Source organism: Acidovorax kalamii (assembly GCF_002245625.1).
Taxonomy (GTDB): domain Bacteria; phylum Pseudomonadota; class Gammaproteobacteria; order Burkholderiales; family Burkholderiaceae_C; genus Acidovorax; species Acidovorax kalamii.
This window is the reverse complement of the sequence record NZ_NOIG01000004.1, coordinates 363,008-378,343: the sequence shown is the minus strand read 5'-3', so window position 1 is coordinate 378,343 and position 15,336 is coordinate 363,008. Positions and strand designations below refer to the sequence as shown.

Here is a 15,336-nt window from a genome sequence, read left to right as displayed (position 1 = left end):
CAACAGCTCAACCCTCCAGCAACTGCCGCAGCACAAAGGGCAGAATGCCCCCGGCGCGGTAGTAGTCCACCTCGATGGGGGTGTCGATGCGCAGCGTGACCACCACCTCGCGCACTGTGCCATCGGCGCGGCGGATGACCAGCCGGGCATCGCTTTGGGGGGTGAGCGCGGCGTCGGGCACCACGTCGATGACTTCGTTGCCCACCAGGCCCAGCGTCTCCCACGAATCGCCCACCTTGAACTGCAGCGGCAGCACGCCCATGCCCACCAGGTTGGAGCGGTGGATGCGCTCGAAGCTGCGCGCCACCACGGCCTTGATGCCCAGCAGCTGCGTGCCCTTGGCCGCCCAGTCGCGGCTGGAGCCGGTGCCGTATTCCTCACCCGCAAACACCACGGTGGGCGTGCCCTGGGCCATGTACTGCATGGCGGCGTCGAAGATGAACATCTTCTCGCCCTGCAACGCCCCCTCGTTCTGGAACAGCGTGACACCGCCCTCTTCGCGCGAGCCGTCGGCCGTGGGGGGAATCATCAGGTTCTTGATGCGCACGTTGGCAAAGGTGCCGCGCACCATCACGTCGTGGTTGCCGCGCCGCGCGCCGTAGCTGTTGAAGTCGGCTTTCTGCACGCCGTGCTGCCGCAGCCACTGGCCTGCGGGCGAACTCTCCTTGATGGAGCCTGCAGGCGAGATGTGGTCGGTAGTGATGGAGTCGCCAAACAGCGCCATGATGCGTGCGCCCAGCACCGACGGAAGTTGGGCATCATTTTGGCCTTCTCCCCCCGTCCCGCTTGCCTTACCAGCTCCTTTTTCAAGAGCAAACTGAGCAAAAAACGGTGGCTCGGCAATGTAGGTGCTGGCGGGCCAGGTGTAGGCCGTGCCACTCACGCCCTGGATCTTCTCCCACAGCTTGCCGGGGTCGGTCGCCACCTTGGCGTAGTTGTCGCGGAAGGCCTTGCCCTTCATGGCGAATTTCAGCAGCGCATGCACCTCGTCGCTGCTGGGCCAGATGTCGCCCAGGTACACGTCGCGCCCCCCCTTGCCTTTGCCCACGGGCTCGGTCATCAGGTCCTTGAGCACCGTGCCCGCAATGGCGTAGGCCACCACCAGCGGCGGGCTGGCCAGAAAGTTGGCCTTGAGGTTGGGGTGGATGCGTGCCTCGAAGTTGCGGTTGCCCGACAGCACTGCCGCGCAGACCAGATCGTTGCTGGTGATGGCCTCATTCAGCTCGGGCGTGAGGTCGCCCGCATTGCCGATACAGGTGGTGCAGCCATAGCCCGCAATCGAAAAACCCAGCTTTTCCAGGTAGGGCAGCAGGCCGGTTTCAGTGAGGTACTCGGTCACGATGCGCGAGCCAGGCGCCAGCGAAGTCTTGATGTGCGGCTGCACCTTGAGCCCCGCCTCCACCGCCTTCTTGGCCAAAAGGCCCGCTGCCAGCAGCACGCTGGGGTTGCTGGTGTTGGTGCAGCTGGTGATGGCGGCAATCAGCACATCGCCATTGCCCACCGTGGGGTCGGCGCCCTTGGCGGGCGACGTGGCACTGCGGGCCTCGGCATGCGCGGTGGCCAGGGCCGGTTTGTTGGCCTCCATCTCGACCACCGAACGCGGTGCACCCGCCGGGGTGGGCTTGCCGTCGGGTGCCACATCGGCCACCCCCTCTGCCGCGCGGTGAACGTGGAAACGGGTGTGCAGCAGTTCGGCGGGGCGGTTGAAGCCGTTGTGTGCCGCAGGTTGGCTGAACAGGTCGGCAAACTGGCGGCTGACCTGGCCCAGCTCGATGCGGTCCTGCGGGCGCTTGGGGCCGGCCAGGCTGGGAGTGACACTGCCGAGGTCGAGTTTGACAACCTGCGAATAGTCCACCTCGCCCGCCAGCGGCACGCCGAACAGACCCTGGGCCTTGAAGTAGGCCTCGAAGGCTTCGATCTCGGCCTTGGTGCGGCCCGTGCCCTGGAAGTAGTCGATGGTCTTTTCGTCCACCGGGAAGAAGCCCATGGTGGCGCCGTACTCGGGCGCCATGTTGCCGATGGTCGCGCGGTCGGGCAGCGCCAGGGTGCGGGTGCCTTCACCGAAAAATTCGACAAATTTGCCCACCACCTTGTGCTTGCGCAGCAGCTCGGTCACCGTGAGCACCAGGTCGGTGGCCGTCACGCCTTCGCGCAGCCGCCCCGTCATCTCGAAGCCCACCACATCGGGCGTGAGGAAGTACACGGGCTGGCCCAGCATGGCGGCCTCGGCCTCGATGCCGCCCACGCCCCAGCCCACCACGCCAATGCCGTTGATCATGGTGGTGTGGCTGTCGGTGCCCACCAGGGTGTCGGGGTAGTAGACGTTGTCCTTGCGCTTGTGCACCCCACGCGCCAGGTATTCGAGGTTGACCTGGTGCACGATGCCGAACCCCGGTGGCACCACACCAAAGGTGTCAAAGGCCTGCATGCCCCACTTCATGAACTCGTAGCGCTCGCGGTTGCGCTGGAATTCGAGCTTCATGTTCAGGTCGAGCGAATTTTTCTTGCCGTAGTGGTCGATCATGATGGAGTGGTCCACCACCAGGTCCACGGGCACCAACGGCTCAATCTTCTTGGGGTTCTTGCCCAGTTTCACGGCCACGCTGCGCATGGCGGCCAGGTCGGCCAGCAGCGGCACGCCGGTGAAGTCCTGCAGCACCACGCGCGAGACGACGAAGGGGATCTCGTCCTTGCGCTCGGCATTCGGCGCCCAGCGGGCCAGCTGCTCCACATGCTCCGGCGTCACCTTGCGGCCGTCGCAATTGCGCAGCACCGATTCGAGCACGATGCGGATCGACACCGGCAGGCGCTTGATCTCTGGAAACTGTTTGGCCAGCGCGGGCAGCGAGTAGAACTGGCCTTCTTTGCCGGACGCTGTCCTGAAGCTCTTGAGGGTGTTGGCAAACGCGTGGCGGGCGGGCTGGGGCGACGACTTGCGTGAAGTGGCCATGGCGGACTCCTGTGAAAGGCAACACGACCTATTCTGGCAGTCCTGCATGGCGGTGCAATCGTGGGGCCTTACCGCCCCGGGGTGTGGCGACGGCCTCCCGCCATGCGGCGGGGGGCATTTCTCAAGCAAAAAAGGCCGTTTCCGCCTGACAGACAAGCAAAGTAAGCTATATTTTTTATAGCAGACAAAGATGCGCCATCATGCTGCCGCCCACACACGCAGGCGGCGCACGCCCCACCACTGCAGCTCGGCCAGCAGCGCCACCGACACCACATGCACCAGCAGATAGGCCTGGCCCAGCAGCGTGGGCGTGAGCGTGGAGCCCAGCAGCAGGGCCAGGCTGGCCACTGCCCAAGCAAAGTTGCCCACGATCAGCACCCACAGCCAGCCCCGGGGCATGGGTTCGGACCGGGCAATCGCAATGGCCAGCGCGGCGTAGCCCAGCAGCATCACACCCGTGGCCTGCAGCAGCCCTGCAGGCAGGCCCAGCCATTCGGCCAGCGGCGCCGTGAGCAGCAGGTGCAGCGCGCCCAGCAAGACGCCCGTCGAGGCATCAAACCAGACCACGGCACGCAGAAATCGGGGGGAAGACATCAGGTTGGCAAACATGGAAAACTCCTTGGTGGATGAAACAACGGATGGAAGGAAGAGGCCTCCATCGTTCCCGCCCCGGCGCATGCCGTCGATGACCTGGCAGGTAATGGCCCGTGCGCGGTTTGCACCTAGGATGCGGTACATGACCTCTACCAACTCCGCACCGCACCGCCCCCCGCGCCATCCGCTGCCGCACCGCGTGGCGCCAGCGGGGCCCGCCTCGTTTGGCGACCACCTGCGCACCTGGCGCCAGCAACGGCACCTGAGCCAGCTGGAGCTGGCCGACGAGGCAGACATCTCCACCCGACATGTGAGCTTCATGGAAACCGGCCGCACCAACCCCAGCCGCGACATGGTGCTGCGCCTGTGCGAGCGCCTGGCCATCCCGCTGCGCGAGCGCAATGCCCTGCTGGTGGCCGCAGGCTATGCACCGATGTACCGCGAACGCGCGCTGGACGACCCGGCCCTGGCCGCCGCCCGCCAGGCGGTGGAGCTGGTGCTCAAGGGCCACGAGCCCTGCCCTGCGATTGCGCTCGACCGCTGCTGGAACGTGGTGGCCACCAACCGCGCCGCGCTGGCCCTGCTGTCTGCCCATGTCAGCCCCGAGCTGCTGGCGCCGCCCATCAATGTGTTCCGCCTGAGCCTGCACCCCCAGGGCCTCGCGCCCCGCATTGCCAACCTGGCGCAATGGCGCGCGCATCTGTTCGAGCGCCTGCGCCAGCAAATCCAGGCCACGGCCGACCCCACCCTGATCGCCTTGCAAGCCGAGTTGCAGGAATACCCCGCCCCCGAAGAAACCACGCCGCTGGTATTGGCCGGGGAAATGCTGGGCGTGGTCATGCCGTTTTGTTTCGAGAGCGTGCACGGCATGCTGTCGCTTATCAGCACCACCACGATATTCGGCACCCCGGTGGATGTGACATTGCAGGAGTTGGCTGTGGAGTCGTTCTTTCCAGCCGACGATTTCACCGCCCACGCACTGCGCGAACTGGCCCGTCAGCAAAATGCCGGCGACTGAAACCCACAAACCAGCAGATACGGAATCTGCAGATACCGACAGAACCGCAGCAAGCATCTCCGTCTTGGGAACTGCGGCTCGCAGCCATGTCTTCACCTCTGCACGCACCCATAAAAAAAGCCCGCATCAGCGGGCTTTTTGGTCGCAGGGGTTGTACACCCTCAAATCGCGAACTTCTCGCGGTTTTCGTTTTGAATCCACTTGGGCGCCTTGCCACGGCCGGTCCAGGTCTGGCCGGTTGCGGGGTCGCGGTACTTGGGTGCCACCTTGGAACCTGCCGTGGAGCTGCGGCCGGTTTTGCCTGCGGCCTTGCCGGCAGGGAATACATCCTGGGCGGTCAGGCCATATTCGGCGACCAGTGCACGAACCTGTGACACAGCGTCGGACAACTCGCGGCGCCGTGCTTCGCTGATTTGTTGCTCAAGGGCTTCCCGCTGCTTCAAAAGTTCTTTGTAGCTGGTCATGGTGTCTGAATAAGAAGTGTGAGGTTGGTGACGACGCGATTATAGGAATAATCCCTCGACAGGGAAGCACGGCCTGCAAATTTTCTCCGAGAAAACCACAAATAACCGGGGTCTATATTCATCCAGCGCGAATACCCGGGCCTCGCATTGGGGAGTGTTTGTCTTTTTCAAGCCCCTGAGACGGGTACTGCGGCACCTTTTCACGAATATCCCCCTACACCAAACTGGAGCCCCGCACGGACAAGGCGCCAAGGGACGCGCGCCGACTTGCAGGCCCCTGCTGCGCTCCTGGTGTAATCCCCCACCTCCTCGGCAGAAAATCCACACTCCATCCCATCCACACTACACCATGGCCATTTATTGCATCGGCGATATCCAGGGCTGCGACAGCGCCCTGGGCCGCCTGCTGGACACCATCGGCTTTTCTGCCAGCCGCGACACCGTTTACCTGCTCGGCGACCTAGTCAACCGGGGGCCCGATTCAGCCGCCGTGCTGCGCCGCAGCATGCGCCATGGCGACGCCATCCGCTGCCTGCTGGGCAACCACGACCTGCACCTGCTGGCCGCCGCCGCAGGGGCGCGCAAGCCTTCGCGGCGCGATACGCTGGCCTCCGTGCTGGACGCCCCCGACCGCGAGGCCCTGCTCGCCTGGGTGCGCCAGCAGCCCCTGGCCCGCGCGCACACACATGCCGGGCAAACCTTGCTGATGGTGCACGCCGGTGTCTTGCCCGCCTGGTCGGTGGCCGACACGCTGGCCTATGCCGATGAGGTGCAGGCCGTGTTGCGCAGCCCCGAGCTGCCCGCCTTCTTGCAGGCCATGTATGGCAACACCCCCGACCGCTGGAGCGACCCACTCACCGGCACCGACCGGCTGCGCGTGATCGTGAACGCGCTCACCCGGCTGCGCTTTTGCTCGGCCGACGGGGTGATGGATTTTGAAAGCACTGAAAGCGCCAGCGCCGCCCCGCCCGGGCTCATGCCCTGGTTCGACGTGCCAGGGCGCCGCACAGCAGGCACCGTGATGGCCTTTGGGCACTGGTCCACATTGGGCTGGCTCAACCGCAGTGACCTGCTGGGACTGGACACCGGCTGCGTCTGGGGTGGCTGCCTGAGCGCCGTGCGTTTTGGCTCCACGCTGACCGAGCGGGAATTGCTGCAAGTGCACTGCGAACAGGCGCAACAGCCCGGCGGGTAAATCCGGGCTACGCCTGCTGGCAATAATTTGCTATCTTTTCGATAGCTTGTAGCGCTTAATCAGAAGGCGCTAGAGCGCAATCTGGCTCAAAAAAATCCAATCAGGACTGTGCCGTCGACTCTGGCTGGGCTGCAGCTTTGAACAGTGCGGCCACCTTGCGCTTGGGCTTGATGTTGGCCGAGATGCTGCTGCGCGGCGCAGACTTGGTGGCGGCCTCCCAGGCGGGGGCTGCATCGGAGGCCGCGCTGGCCTCGTAGGGTTTCTCGAAGAACGGGTCGCGCGAGATTGCGGCGGGACGGAAGCCCCGGTGCTGATCGCGCGGATCGCGGGATTCGCGGGACTCACGCCCCCCCCGGTAGTCACGATCACGTTCGCGGCGGGGGGCCGATGCACCCAAGGCATCGCGGCCATCGCCCGTCTCGCCCGCTTCGCGCCAGGCGCGGCGGCCGTCGTTGATGCGGCCCCGGGGCTGGTCTTCGTCGTACTCGACGGCTTCCAGCTCGATCTTCTTCTTGATGAGCTTCTCGATGTCCGCCACCAGGCGGGCATCGCTGCCCGACACCAGGGTCACGGCCAGGCCCGATGCGCCTGCACGGCCCGTGCGGCCGATGCGGTGCACATAGTCTTCGGCGTTGAAGGGCACGTCGAAGTTGAACACAGCGGGCACGTCCTTGATGTCCAGGCCGCGCGCGGCCACGTCGGTACACACCAGCAGGTCCACTTCGCCCTTCTTGAAGGCTTCGAGTGCCTTCAGACGTTCATCCTGGCTCTTGTCGCCATGCAGGGCCGCCGTCTTGAGACCTTCGCGCTCCAGGCTGCGCGCCAGGCGGGCGCAGCCGAGCTTGCTGTTCACGAAGATGAAGGCCTGCTTGATGCCGCGCGTCTTGAGCACCTGGTGGATGGCGCGGCGCTTGTCGTCGTCATTGGCGCTGTAGAAGCGCTGCTCCACCGTGGAGGCCGTCTCGTTCGGGCGGGCCACCTCGATGGTGATGGGGTTCTGCAGGTAGCTGCTGGCCAGGCGCTTGATCTCGGGCGAGAACGTGGCGCTGAAGAGCAGCGTGGTGCGCTGCTTGGGCAGGTAGCTCAGGATGCGCTGCAGGTCGGGCAAAAAGCCGATGTCCAGCATGCGGTCGGCCTCGTCGAGCACCACGTACTCGACCTGGTTGAGCACCGCGTTCTTGGCCTCGATGTGATCCAGCAGGCGGCCCGGCGTGGCCACCAGCACCTCGACGCCTTTTTTCAGCTCGATGGTCTGGGGCTTCATGTCCATGCCGCCAAACACCACGGTGCTGCGCAGCTTGGTGTGTTTGGCGTACAGCGCGATCTGCTGGGCCACCTGGTCGGCCAGTTCGCGCGTGGGCAGCAGCACCAGGGCGCGCACCGGGTGGCGCGCAGGTGATGTGGAGCTGTTTTCGTGCTTGAGCAGGCGCTGCAACAGGGGCAGCGAGAAGGCGGCGGTCTTGCCGGTGCCGGTCTGGGCGGCACCCATCACGTCCTGGCCGGTGAGCACGACCGGAATGGCCTGCTGCTGGATGGGCGTCATGGACTCGTAGCCCATTTCGGCCACGGCACGTGCCAGCGGCTCGGCCAGCGATAGATTGGAGAAGGAACTAGTCATTAAAAGCGTGTTTGTAGGCGACGCTGAATTTATGTCTGAGCAATGTGGCACGCCCTTGGGAGGGGGCTGGCTGCAAGGCGCAAACCGCAGCCGGGCTGGTGGCCCGGCGAGGAGTGCAACGCCGCAGAGAGGGCCCCAGCGGGCAATGTGCCGTGCGCCGGGGACTGTTGGGGCGTTGCGCTAGAACCTGCTCACGATCTCCCGCGGCACCGGGGCCGCGCGAGGTCATGAACAGGCTCGCAGCCCTCTATTGTCGCACCGGTGGCCCAAAAAGCGATTTTTTGCGGTACGGAGCGGCACGCCACACCGGCACGCGGGCGGTGCGGGGTACATATTCACTACTCTTTTGATAGCTAAAAAGACTTAGCCATTGCGCGCAGAGGCCGATTTTTGCTTGTGAAAATCATTCCAGCACGGCCCGCAGCTGGCGCGTGGTCACCGCCAGCCGCCTCGCCCCGATCTGCGCGAGGTTATTCATCACCGTGAGCGCGGCCTCGGGGTATTGCCGGGCCCAGGCGTCAAAGTGCGCGCGCGACAGCCGCACCAGGTGTGCGGGGCCGCGCTCGGCCCCGGCGCAGGCGCTGCGGGCCGCGCCGTTGAGGAAAGCCATCTCGCCAAAGGCCATGCCCGGCCCCACGGTGGCCAGGCGCAGGCCCTTGTCGGGCGGCCACAAGGTCACCAGGGTGATGTGGCCCGACTTGACCACCAGCAGGTCGTGGTCGGTGTCGCCCGCGCGGAAGACCACGCCGTGGGCGGGCACGTCCAGCGGCTCCAGCAGGGCCATGAGCGCGTCGGCGGCGGCGCGGGGCACGCCTTCGCCGATTTCGCCCAGCAGGTCGCGCTCGGGGCGCGCGGGGCGCTGCTCGATGGGGCGTTGCGCCATGATGCCGGCCTCGGCCCATTCCAGCGCACGGTCCAGGTCGGCAAAGGCGCGCACCTGTTCGCCCGCGTGTTCGGCGGCCAGGGGGTCGAGCGCCGCCACGGCGGCGGCAATGCCCTGCTGGCCCAGGTCGCGCACCAGCGCGCGCAGCTGGGCCAGGGCCGTGCTGTCCCAGGCGGGCACACGGCCCGCGTCCAGAATCACCCAGCGGTGGCGCGGCTGCAGCAGCATGCGCACCTGCTCGGCCAGGTGGGCCGCCACGCCAAACGACATCACGCCCTGCAGCTCGAACACAGCCACCTGGTTCATGCGCGGCGCCAGCCAGGTGTCAGACCCCGCCCGGCGCAGGCGCCGCGAACGCAGCTCGCCATCCAGCCGCACATGGCGCAGCACCGTGGCGGCCGAGTCGTGCAGCAGCACAAAGGTGGCCACCACCAGGCCCGCCACCAGCGCACCCACACCGCCCATCACCGCAAACACCAGGGCCACCAGCCAGCTCTGCGCCCAGGTCACGCGCGAGCGGCGCGCATAGCCCAGCGACCACATCAGCCCCGGCACCTGCATCAGCCCGGCCAGCACCAGCCCCCCCGCCAGACAGGCCATGGGCACCCAGTGCAGCCACCACGGCCCCGTGATGGCCACGCCCAGCATGATGGCGGCGTGCCAGCGCGGGGCATCGCGTGATGTCCCGGCCTGCGCCAGCACGATGCGCGAGCGCGACGCGCTGGTCGATGCCGGGATCATGCACGCCAGGCCGCACAACGCGCCCAGCAGGCTCTCGCGGCGCAGGGCCAGATTGGCGTCGCCGCGCAGGCCATGGTCCAGCTCCAGCTCCTGGTTGAAGACCAGGATTTCCAGGCTGTTGACCAGCGCCATCAGGAGCGCCAGCACCACCAGGGCCGAGCCCTGCTGCTGCGCCAGGGCCATCCAGGGGATGCCGCGCCAGTCGGGCAGCGGCGGCCAGGCGAATGCGCTGGGCTGCACGGCGGGCACAAACACGGCCCCCAGCCCGGCGCCCCAGAAGCCCGCCAAAGCCACGGCCAGCGCCACCACGGCCACCGCCGTCAGCAGGCCGGGCATGCGGGGCCAGCGGCCCCGCAGCCACCAGGCCAGCCCCACCACGGCCACGGCCGCCAGCGCATGCCAGCCCAGCTGGGCATCCCAGGGTGCGGCCGCCCCCGCGCCAAAGCCGTTGCGCACCTGGCCCAGCACCATCGACAGGCCCACGCCCGCCGCAAACCCGTGGGTGACTGAAATCGGCAAGAACCGCGCCACCGAAGCCAGCCGCAGCACGCCCAGCAGCCACTGGAAGACAAACGCCAGCGCCACCGTGGCCCCGCTCACGGCCAACACCTGCCGCGCGCTCAACCCCAGCGCGGGTGCCGCACCATGGGCCGTGGCCAGCACCGCAGCAAACAGCAGCGCCACCACCGTGGTAGGCGCATACACCACGCCCGCGCGGGGCGCCAGCAGGGTGAGCAGCAGGCCCGGCAGCGCAGCCGACCACAGGGCCAGCGCCGCCAGGGAATAGTCGCCCGCCAGGGGCGCAAAGGCCAGCAGCCCCAGGCCCACCGCATGGGGCACGGTGACCGCCGCCGCCGACCACGCCGCCGCCGCGCCCGAGGGCTGCGTTGCCGGGTCAGGCGCCCGGTGGGAAGGCGCCGCCAGGGGCGCTGCGGAGGACATGGGCCGTGGTCTTCAAAACCCGTGCGGGCTGCGGTGGCCTACAGCCTACAGGCTGCGCGCAGCGAAGGTGTCGCAGGCTTTCACGCTGCCGTTCTGCAGGCCGTTGTGGAACCAGCGCTGGCGCTGGGCGCTGGTGCCGTGCGTGAAACTCTCGGGCACCACGGCGCCGCCCTGGGCGCGCTGCAGCGCGTCGTCGCCAATCTTGGCCGCCGCGTTCATGGCCTCTTCCACATCACCCTGCTCCAGGATCTGGCGCGCATTCTGCGCATGGTGGGCCCACACGCCCGCAAAACAGTCGGCCTGCAGCTCCAGCCGCACCGACAGCGCGTTGTATTCGGCCTTGCTCACGCGACCGCGCATCTGGTCCACCTTGCCGCTGATGCCCAGCTGGTTCTGCACATGGTGGCCCACCTCGTGGGCAATCACATAGGCCTGTGCAAAGTCGCCAGGTGCGCCCAGGCGGTTCTTGAGGGTTTCGTAAAAGCCCAGGTCGATGTAGACCTTCTGGTCGGCCGGGCAGTAGAACGGGCCCATCGCCGCCTGGCCTGTGCCACAGGCCGTGGGCGTGGCGCCCCGGAACAGCACCAGGCGCGGCTCCTGGTAGCGGCCGCCCCCCTGGCGGAACACCTGGCCCCACACGTCCTCGGTGTCAGCCAGCACGGTGGACACAAACCGGGCCATGGTGTCGTCTGCGGGCGGGCGCTGCGCAGGCCCCGGCTGCTGCACATGGGTCGGTGGCCCGCCACCGCTGAGCAGCCCCAGAATCGTCAACGGATTGATGCCCAGCACCCATCCCCCCAGCAGGGCGATGACGATGGTGCCGATGCCAATGCTGCGCCCGCCGAATACCGGCGATCCGCCCCCTCCACCGCCACCATCGCCACGGCGGTCTTCCACGTTGTCGGATTCGCGATTGCCTTCCCATTTCATGCCAGATCTCCTGGGCCCTCCTGCGGGTGGAAGGCCAATGCTGGATATTACGCGCCGTGCAGGCGCAGCCCGGGCGAACTACGATGCACGCCTGCCACAGGTCCGCCCCCACCGCCCATGATCAACGACACCCGCCATCTCACGCCCGCACCCGACCAGGTGATCCTGCTCACCGGCTTCGACCCCTTCGGCGGTGATCCGCTCAACCCCAGCTGGCTGATTGCCCAGGCGCTGCACGGCCAGCGGATTGGCGGCCACCGGGTGGTGGCTGCGCAGCTGCCCACGGTGTTTGGGCTGTCGCTGCAGCGGCTGGCTGCGCTGGTGCACACGCACCAGCCTGCACTGACCGTGTGCCTGGGCCTGGCGGGCGGTCGCAGTGCGCTGTCGCTGGAGCGCATCGGCATCAACATCAACGACGCCCGCATCCCCGACAACACCGGTGCCCAGCCCATCGACACCCCTGTGGCGACCGAGGGGCCCGCCGCCTACTTTGCCAGCCTGCCCATCAAGGCCATGCTGCGCGCCGTGCAGCGGGCGGGCCTGCCCTGCGAGGTGTCGCAGACGGCTGGCACCTTCGTATGCAACCATGTGCTGTATGGCCTGCTGCACCTGCTGGCCCAGGGTGCGGGCCCTGCCGGGGCAAGGGGAGGCTTTGTGCATGTGCCCTGGCTCACCGGGCAGGGTGCACCCCACCTGCCGCTGCGCGACATGGTGCGCGGCATCCACGCCGCGCTGTGGGCCGCTGTGCTGGCGCCCCAGGACATCAGCTTGCAGGCTGGCGCAACGCACTGAGCCAACCCGGGATCCAGCGCCCCGGGAATGCCCTGAAAAACGGGGAAATGCACCCGCCAAACAGCCCGGAAGCGCTGGCCGCTGTGTACAGTCAGGCCATGTCTTTTGCCCCCTCTACCCTGGTCGCTGGCACCCTGGATGCCGCCGCCACCGCGCAGCGCTTGCCCTGGTCGGCCCTGGCCGACGAAATTGCCAAGCTGCTGCACGACAGCACCGTCTCGGTGCCTGCCCGCAGCGTGCTGCCCCTGGCCCAGGGCGGCAGCCTGTTCCTGATGCCTGCTACCGACCGCAGCGTGGCCATGACCAAGCTCATCACCTTCACGCCCGCCAACGCGGGCACCGGACGCCCCTCGATCCAGGGCGACGTGGTGGTGTTCGACATTGCCACCGGCGCACGCCAGCTGGTGCTGGACGGCCCCACCGTCACGGCCCGGCGCACGGCTGCAGTCTCTCTGCTGGCGGCGCGGCACCTGGCACCCGCACCGCAAGGCCCCTTGCTCATCGTGGGCGCCGGGGTGCAGGGCCTGGCGCATGCCGAGGCATTTGTGCTCGGGCTGGGCGTGCAGGAGGTCTGGATCAGTTCACGCAGCGCCGCCAGCGCCGAAACCCTGGCCACGCAGGTGCGTGGGCTGGGCGCCCAGGTGCGGGTGGTGGCCGACGCCGACGCGGCCCTGACCCACTGCCCCCTGGTGGCCGTCTGCACCACGGCCAGCAGCCTGGTGCTGCACGCCACGCCCCGGGCCGATGCGTTCATCACGGCGGTGGGCGCCTTCACCCCCGCCATGGCTGAGCTGGCGCCCGCGCTGTGCCAGCACGTGGCAGAGCACGGCAGCATCGTGGTGGACACGGCCGACGCCAGCCACGAGGCGGGCGATCTGCTGCAAGCGGGGCTGGACGTGGCAGCACTGCCCGTGCTGCGGGACGTGGTCTGCGGCCCCTGGAAGCCCCGTGCCCCCTCCGGGCCGGTGCTGTTCAAGAGCTGTGGCTGGGCCGGCTGGGACCTGGCCGCCGCACGCCTGGCACTGCGCCAGGGCGCTGCACAGCCCCCCGCCACCTGAGAGGCCCGCCCATGGCCCTGCTCGCACGCTTTTCCGACCACAGCCTGCGCATGCAGATTGCGCTGGTGTTCGGCACGCTGGTCATCGTGCTGGCCGTGCTGCTGTCGCTGGGCTTTGGCGAGCTGCTCAAACACCACATCCGGCGTGACGCGGGGCTTTCGCTTCAGACCGTGGCCGACAACGCGAGCAAGCTGCTGGCCAATGGTCTGATGCAGCGCAGCCTGGAGGCCGAGGTGCTGGCGAGCGCCGCAACGATCTGGTCCGCAGGACTGGATTCACCCGAGGCCCAGCACATGCTGGCGCGCAGCCAGGCCATGGAGCCGAGCAACCTCTGGATCGGCGTGGCCGACGCACAAGGTGTGGTGCGCAACGCCACGGGCGGCCTGCTGCAGGGCCATAGCGTGGCGCAGCGCCCCTGGTTCCAGCGCGGCTTGCAGGAGGTACATGTGGGCGATGTGCACCCTGCCCAGTTGCTGGAGAGCCTGCTGCCTCCCACCGCTTCGGGCGAGCCGCACCGGTTTGTCGATTTCGCAGCCCCCATCCGCATCGGCCCGACCACCGTGGGCGTGCTGGGCATCCACGGCAGCTGGGAATGGACGCGCGAGGTGCTGGAAGGACTCGCGCCGTCCACCTCGGCAGAAAACGCGGTGGAACTTTTCATCTTCGACCGCCAGGGCCAGCTGATCCTGGCCCCCCGGCGGCACAGCACCACGCTGCAAGCCGCTGGCCAGCGCCTGCCCGAAGGCATCCACGTCAACAACAACCGCGATGGCGGGCGCCTGCAGACTGCCGTGGTGCCCTGGCTGGACGGCAAGCACTACCTCACGGCCGCCACGCAGCTGCAGGCCCGCAATGCTGCCAGCGACCTGGGCTGGCGCATCGTGGCGCGCCAGCCGGTCGAGCTGGCGTTTGCCGAGGCCGACGGTACCGTGCGCCTGGCCCTGGCCATCGGCCTGGCCGCAGCGCTCATGGCGTCGGGCCTGGCCTGGATGGCCGCACGCCGCCTGAGCGAGGACCTGTATGCGCTGGCCGATGCCGCCAGCGCCGTGGAGGCGGGCCGCCCCGGCAGCAACATCCCGGCCATGGACAGCAACCGCGAGGTGCACCAGCTCTCCCAGGCACTGGGCCAGATGACCCACCGGCTGCTGGCCGCGCGCGAGGCCATGGAAGAAAAGGTGCGCCTGCGCACCCTGGAGCTGGAGGCCGCCAACCGCGCCCTCGACTTGCAGGCCCGAACCGACGCCCTCACCGGGCTGCTGAACCGGCGCGGTTTTGAATCGCAGATGGCGTTTGCACTGGCGCTGGCCCGGCGCAGCACCCGGCCATTGAGCGTGATCGCCGTGGACGTGGACCATTTCAAGCGCGTGAACGACACCTACGGCCACGAGGCCGGGGACGAGGTCCTGCGCCGACTGGCGCGCACGCTCGAAACCCGGCTGCGCGGCTCGGACGTGATCGCCCGGCTGGGAGGGGAGGAGTTTGTGGCGCTGCTGCCCGACACCGACCTGGAAGGCGCGCGTGCGATTGCCCAGACCCTGGTCACCGCCATGGCCCAGCAGCAGGACCCGGTGGTGGGCACCATCACCGTGAGTGCTGGCGTGGCCAGCATGCGGGGCGCCGACGACAGCGGCGCGGCCATCCTGCGGCGCAGCGACATGGCGCTCTACGAAGCCAAGGGCCAGGGCCGCAACCGGGTGTGTGTGGAGGCCTGAGTACCCTCAGCCGCTTGGCTAAATAGCAGGCCATCGGCCCCCAGCTACCCCGGCCGGGGGCTGTCGAAGTAGGCCTGCAACTGGGCGGCCAAGTGGTGCAGTTCGCCATCTGCCGCCCCGCGCGCCAGCGCCAGCTGCTCCAGCGCATAGGGGCGGTGGCCCAGCATCATGGACATGTTCACACAGTGGCCACTCGCGGCCATCTTCAGCGCGAACGCATTGAGCAGCTCGCAAGGCCAGTAGGTGGCCGGCGGGCCCCCGGCAGCCAGCCCCGGGCACGGGGCCTCGGCCTGGGTGGCGGGCGCAGAAGGTGCAGCAAAGGTCAGCATGGCAAGGCTCCATCCAGCCGCCAGACCGCGCGGCGGCATGGGTTCATGCTAGAAAAAACACTGTGGCCTGCCATTCAGCCAAGCGGCTGAGGCCACGTAGGACGAAAGCC

At 67.9% G+C, this 15,336-nt stretch carries 12 protein-coding genes; 5 read left to right on the top strand and 7 right to left on the bottom strand.

Going from position 1 to position 15,336, the window contains the following annotated elements:
* Window positions 1-7: 7 nt before the first annotated feature.
* Together CBY09_RS04815 and CBY09_RS04810 are read right to left on the bottom strand one after the other, a co-directional pair.
* The gene (locus tag CBY09_RS04815; RefSeq protein WP_094286933.1) at window positions 8-2,950 is read right to left on the bottom strand and encodes an aconitate hydratase; all 2,943 of its coding nucleotides are present in this window, start codon (window positions 2,948-2,950) and stop codon (window positions 8-10) included.
* 198 nt (window positions 2,951-3,148) lie between these two features.
* Window positions 3,149-3,559: a hypothetical protein gene (locus tag CBY09_RS04810; protein ID WP_094286931.1), complete on the bottom strand. Its 411-nt coding sequence runs from the start codon at window positions 3,557-3,559 to the stop codon at window positions 3,149-3,151.
* Between the two features lie 127 nt (window positions 3,560-3,686).
* On the opposite strand from CBY09_RS04810, the gene CBY09_RS04805 reads away from it, so the two are divergent.
* Complete coding sequence (locus tag CBY09_RS04805) at window positions 3,687-4,562, top strand: helix-turn-helix domain-containing protein (protein WP_094286929.1); 876 nt, start codon at window positions 3,687-3,689, stop codon at window positions 4,560-4,562.
* A 161-nt stretch (window positions 4,563-4,723) separates the two neighbouring features.
* Here the strand turns inward: CBY09_RS04805 and CBY09_RS04800 are convergent, their stop codons facing one another.
* Complete coding sequence (locus tag CBY09_RS04800) at window positions 4,724-5,026, bottom strand: H-NS histone family protein (protein ID WP_063462523.1); 303 nt, start codon at window positions 5,024-5,026, stop codon at window positions 4,724-4,726.
* Between the two features lie 349 nt (window positions 5,027-5,375).
* On the opposite strand from CBY09_RS04800, the gene CBY09_RS04795 reads away from it, so the two are divergent.
* Entirely contained in the window at window positions 5,376-6,221 is an 846-nt protein-coding gene (locus CBY09_RS04795; RefSeq protein WP_094286927.1) for a symmetrical bis(5'-nucleosyl)-tetraphosphatase, read from the top strand.
* 100 nt (window positions 6,222-6,321) lie between these two features.
* Here the strand turns inward: CBY09_RS04795 and CBY09_RS04790 are convergent, their stop codons facing one another.
* The 3 genes from CBY09_RS04790 to ypfJ form a co-directional block, all read right to left on the bottom strand.
* Window positions 6,322-7,839: a DEAD/DEAH box helicase gene (locus tag CBY09_RS04790; RefSeq protein WP_094286925.1), complete on the bottom strand. Its 1,518-nt coding sequence runs from the start codon at window positions 7,837-7,839 to the stop codon at window positions 6,322-6,324.
* A gap of 403 nt (window positions 7,840-8,242) precedes the next feature.
* A complete protein-coding gene (locus CBY09_RS04785) occupies window positions 8,243-10,405 on the bottom strand; it encodes a cyclic nucleotide-binding domain-containing protein (protein ID WP_240515582.1) in 2,163 nt (720 codons plus the stop codon).
* Window positions 10,406-10,450: 45 nt separating this feature from the next.
* Window positions 10,451-11,335: a KPN_02809 family neutral zinc metallopeptidase gene (gene ypfJ / locus CBY09_RS04780; protein WP_094286923.1), complete on the bottom strand. Its 885-nt coding sequence runs from the start codon at window positions 11,333-11,335 to the stop codon at window positions 10,451-10,453.
* Between the two features lie 117 nt (window positions 11,336-11,452).
* On the opposite strand from ypfJ, the gene pcp reads away from it, so the two are divergent.
* The 3 genes from pcp to CBY09_RS04765 all read left to right on the top strand — a co-directional run bounded on the left by pcp (window position 11,453) and on the right by CBY09_RS04765 (window position 14,897).
* Window positions 11,453-12,127 (top strand): pyroglutamyl-peptidase I, encoded by a 675-nt coding sequence (gene pcp, locus CBY09_RS04775; RefSeq protein WP_094286921.1) that lies wholly within the window; start codon window positions 11,453-11,455, stop codon window positions 12,125-12,127.
* A 98-nt stretch (window positions 12,128-12,225) separates the two neighbouring features.
* Window positions 12,226-13,185: a delta(1)-pyrroline-2-carboxylate reductase family protein gene (locus CBY09_RS04770; RefSeq protein ID WP_094288019.1), complete on the top strand. Its 960-nt coding sequence runs from the start codon at window positions 12,226-12,228 to the stop codon at window positions 13,183-13,185.
* An 11-nt stretch (window positions 13,186-13,196) separates the two neighbouring features.
* A complete protein-coding gene (locus CBY09_RS04765; protein ID WP_094286919.1) occupies window positions 13,197-14,897 on the top strand; it encodes a sensor domain-containing diguanylate cyclase in 1,701 nt (566 codons plus the stop codon).
* A 44-nt stretch (window positions 14,898-14,941) separates the two neighbouring features.
* On the opposite strand, the gene CBY09_RS04760 is transcribed toward CBY09_RS04765, so the two are convergent.
* Window positions 14,942-15,226 carry a hypothetical protein gene (locus CBY09_RS04760; RefSeq protein WP_094288017.1) on the bottom strand — a complete coding sequence of 95 codons (285 nt, stop codon included), beginning with the start codon at window positions 15,224-15,226 and terminating at the stop codon, window positions 14,942-14,944.
* Window positions 15,227-15,336 lie beyond the last annotated feature (110 nt).

Excerpts from the sequence above, each read along its gene's own strand:
- CBY09_RS04760 (WP_094288017.1), bottom strand. The coding sequence starts at position 15,226 with ATGCTGACCTTTGCTGCACCTTCTGCGCCCGCCACCCAGGCCGAGGCC.
- CBY09_RS04805 (WP_094286929.1), top strand. The coding sequence starts at position 3,687 with ATGACCTCTACCAACTCCGCACCGCACCGCCCCCCGCGCCATCCGCTG.
- CBY09_RS04800 (WP_063462523.1), bottom strand. The coding sequence starts at position 5,026 with ATGACCAGCTACAAAGAACTTTTGAAGCAGCGGGAAGCCCTTGAGCAA.
- pcp (WP_094286921.1), top strand. The coding sequence starts at position 11,453 with ATGATCAACGACACCCGCCATCTCACGCCCGCACCCGACCAGGTGATC.
- CBY09_RS04815 (WP_094286933.1), bottom strand. The coding sequence starts at position 2,950 with ATGGCCACTTCACGCAAGTCGTCGCCCCAGCCCGCCCGCCACGCGTTT.
- CBY09_RS04790 (WP_094286925.1), bottom strand. The coding sequence starts at position 7,839 with ATGACTAGTTCCTTCTCCAATCTATCGCTGGCCGAGCCGCTGGCACGT.
- CBY09_RS04810 (WP_094286931.1), bottom strand. The coding sequence starts at position 3,559 with ATGTTTGCCAACCTGATGTCTTCCCCCCGATTTCTGCGTGCCGTGGTC.
- CBY09_RS04765 (WP_094286919.1), top strand. The coding sequence starts at position 13,197 with ATGGCCCTGCTCGCACGCTTTTCCGACCACAGCCTGCGCATGCAGATT.
- CBY09_RS04795 (WP_094286927.1), top strand. The coding sequence starts at position 5,376 with ATGGCCATTTATTGCATCGGCGATATCCAGGGCTGCGACAGCGCCCTG.
- CBY09_RS04785 (WP_240515582.1), bottom strand. The coding sequence starts at position 10,405 with ATGTCCTCCGCAGCGCCCCTGGCGGCGCCTTCCCACCGGGCGCCTGAC.
- ypfJ (WP_094286923.1), bottom strand. The coding sequence starts at position 11,335 with ATGAAATGGGAAGGCAATCGCGAATCCGACAACGTGGAAGACCGCCGT.
- CBY09_RS04770 (WP_094288019.1), top strand. The coding sequence starts at position 12,226 with ATGTCTTTTGCCCCCTCTACCCTGGTCGCTGGCACCCTGGATGCCGCC.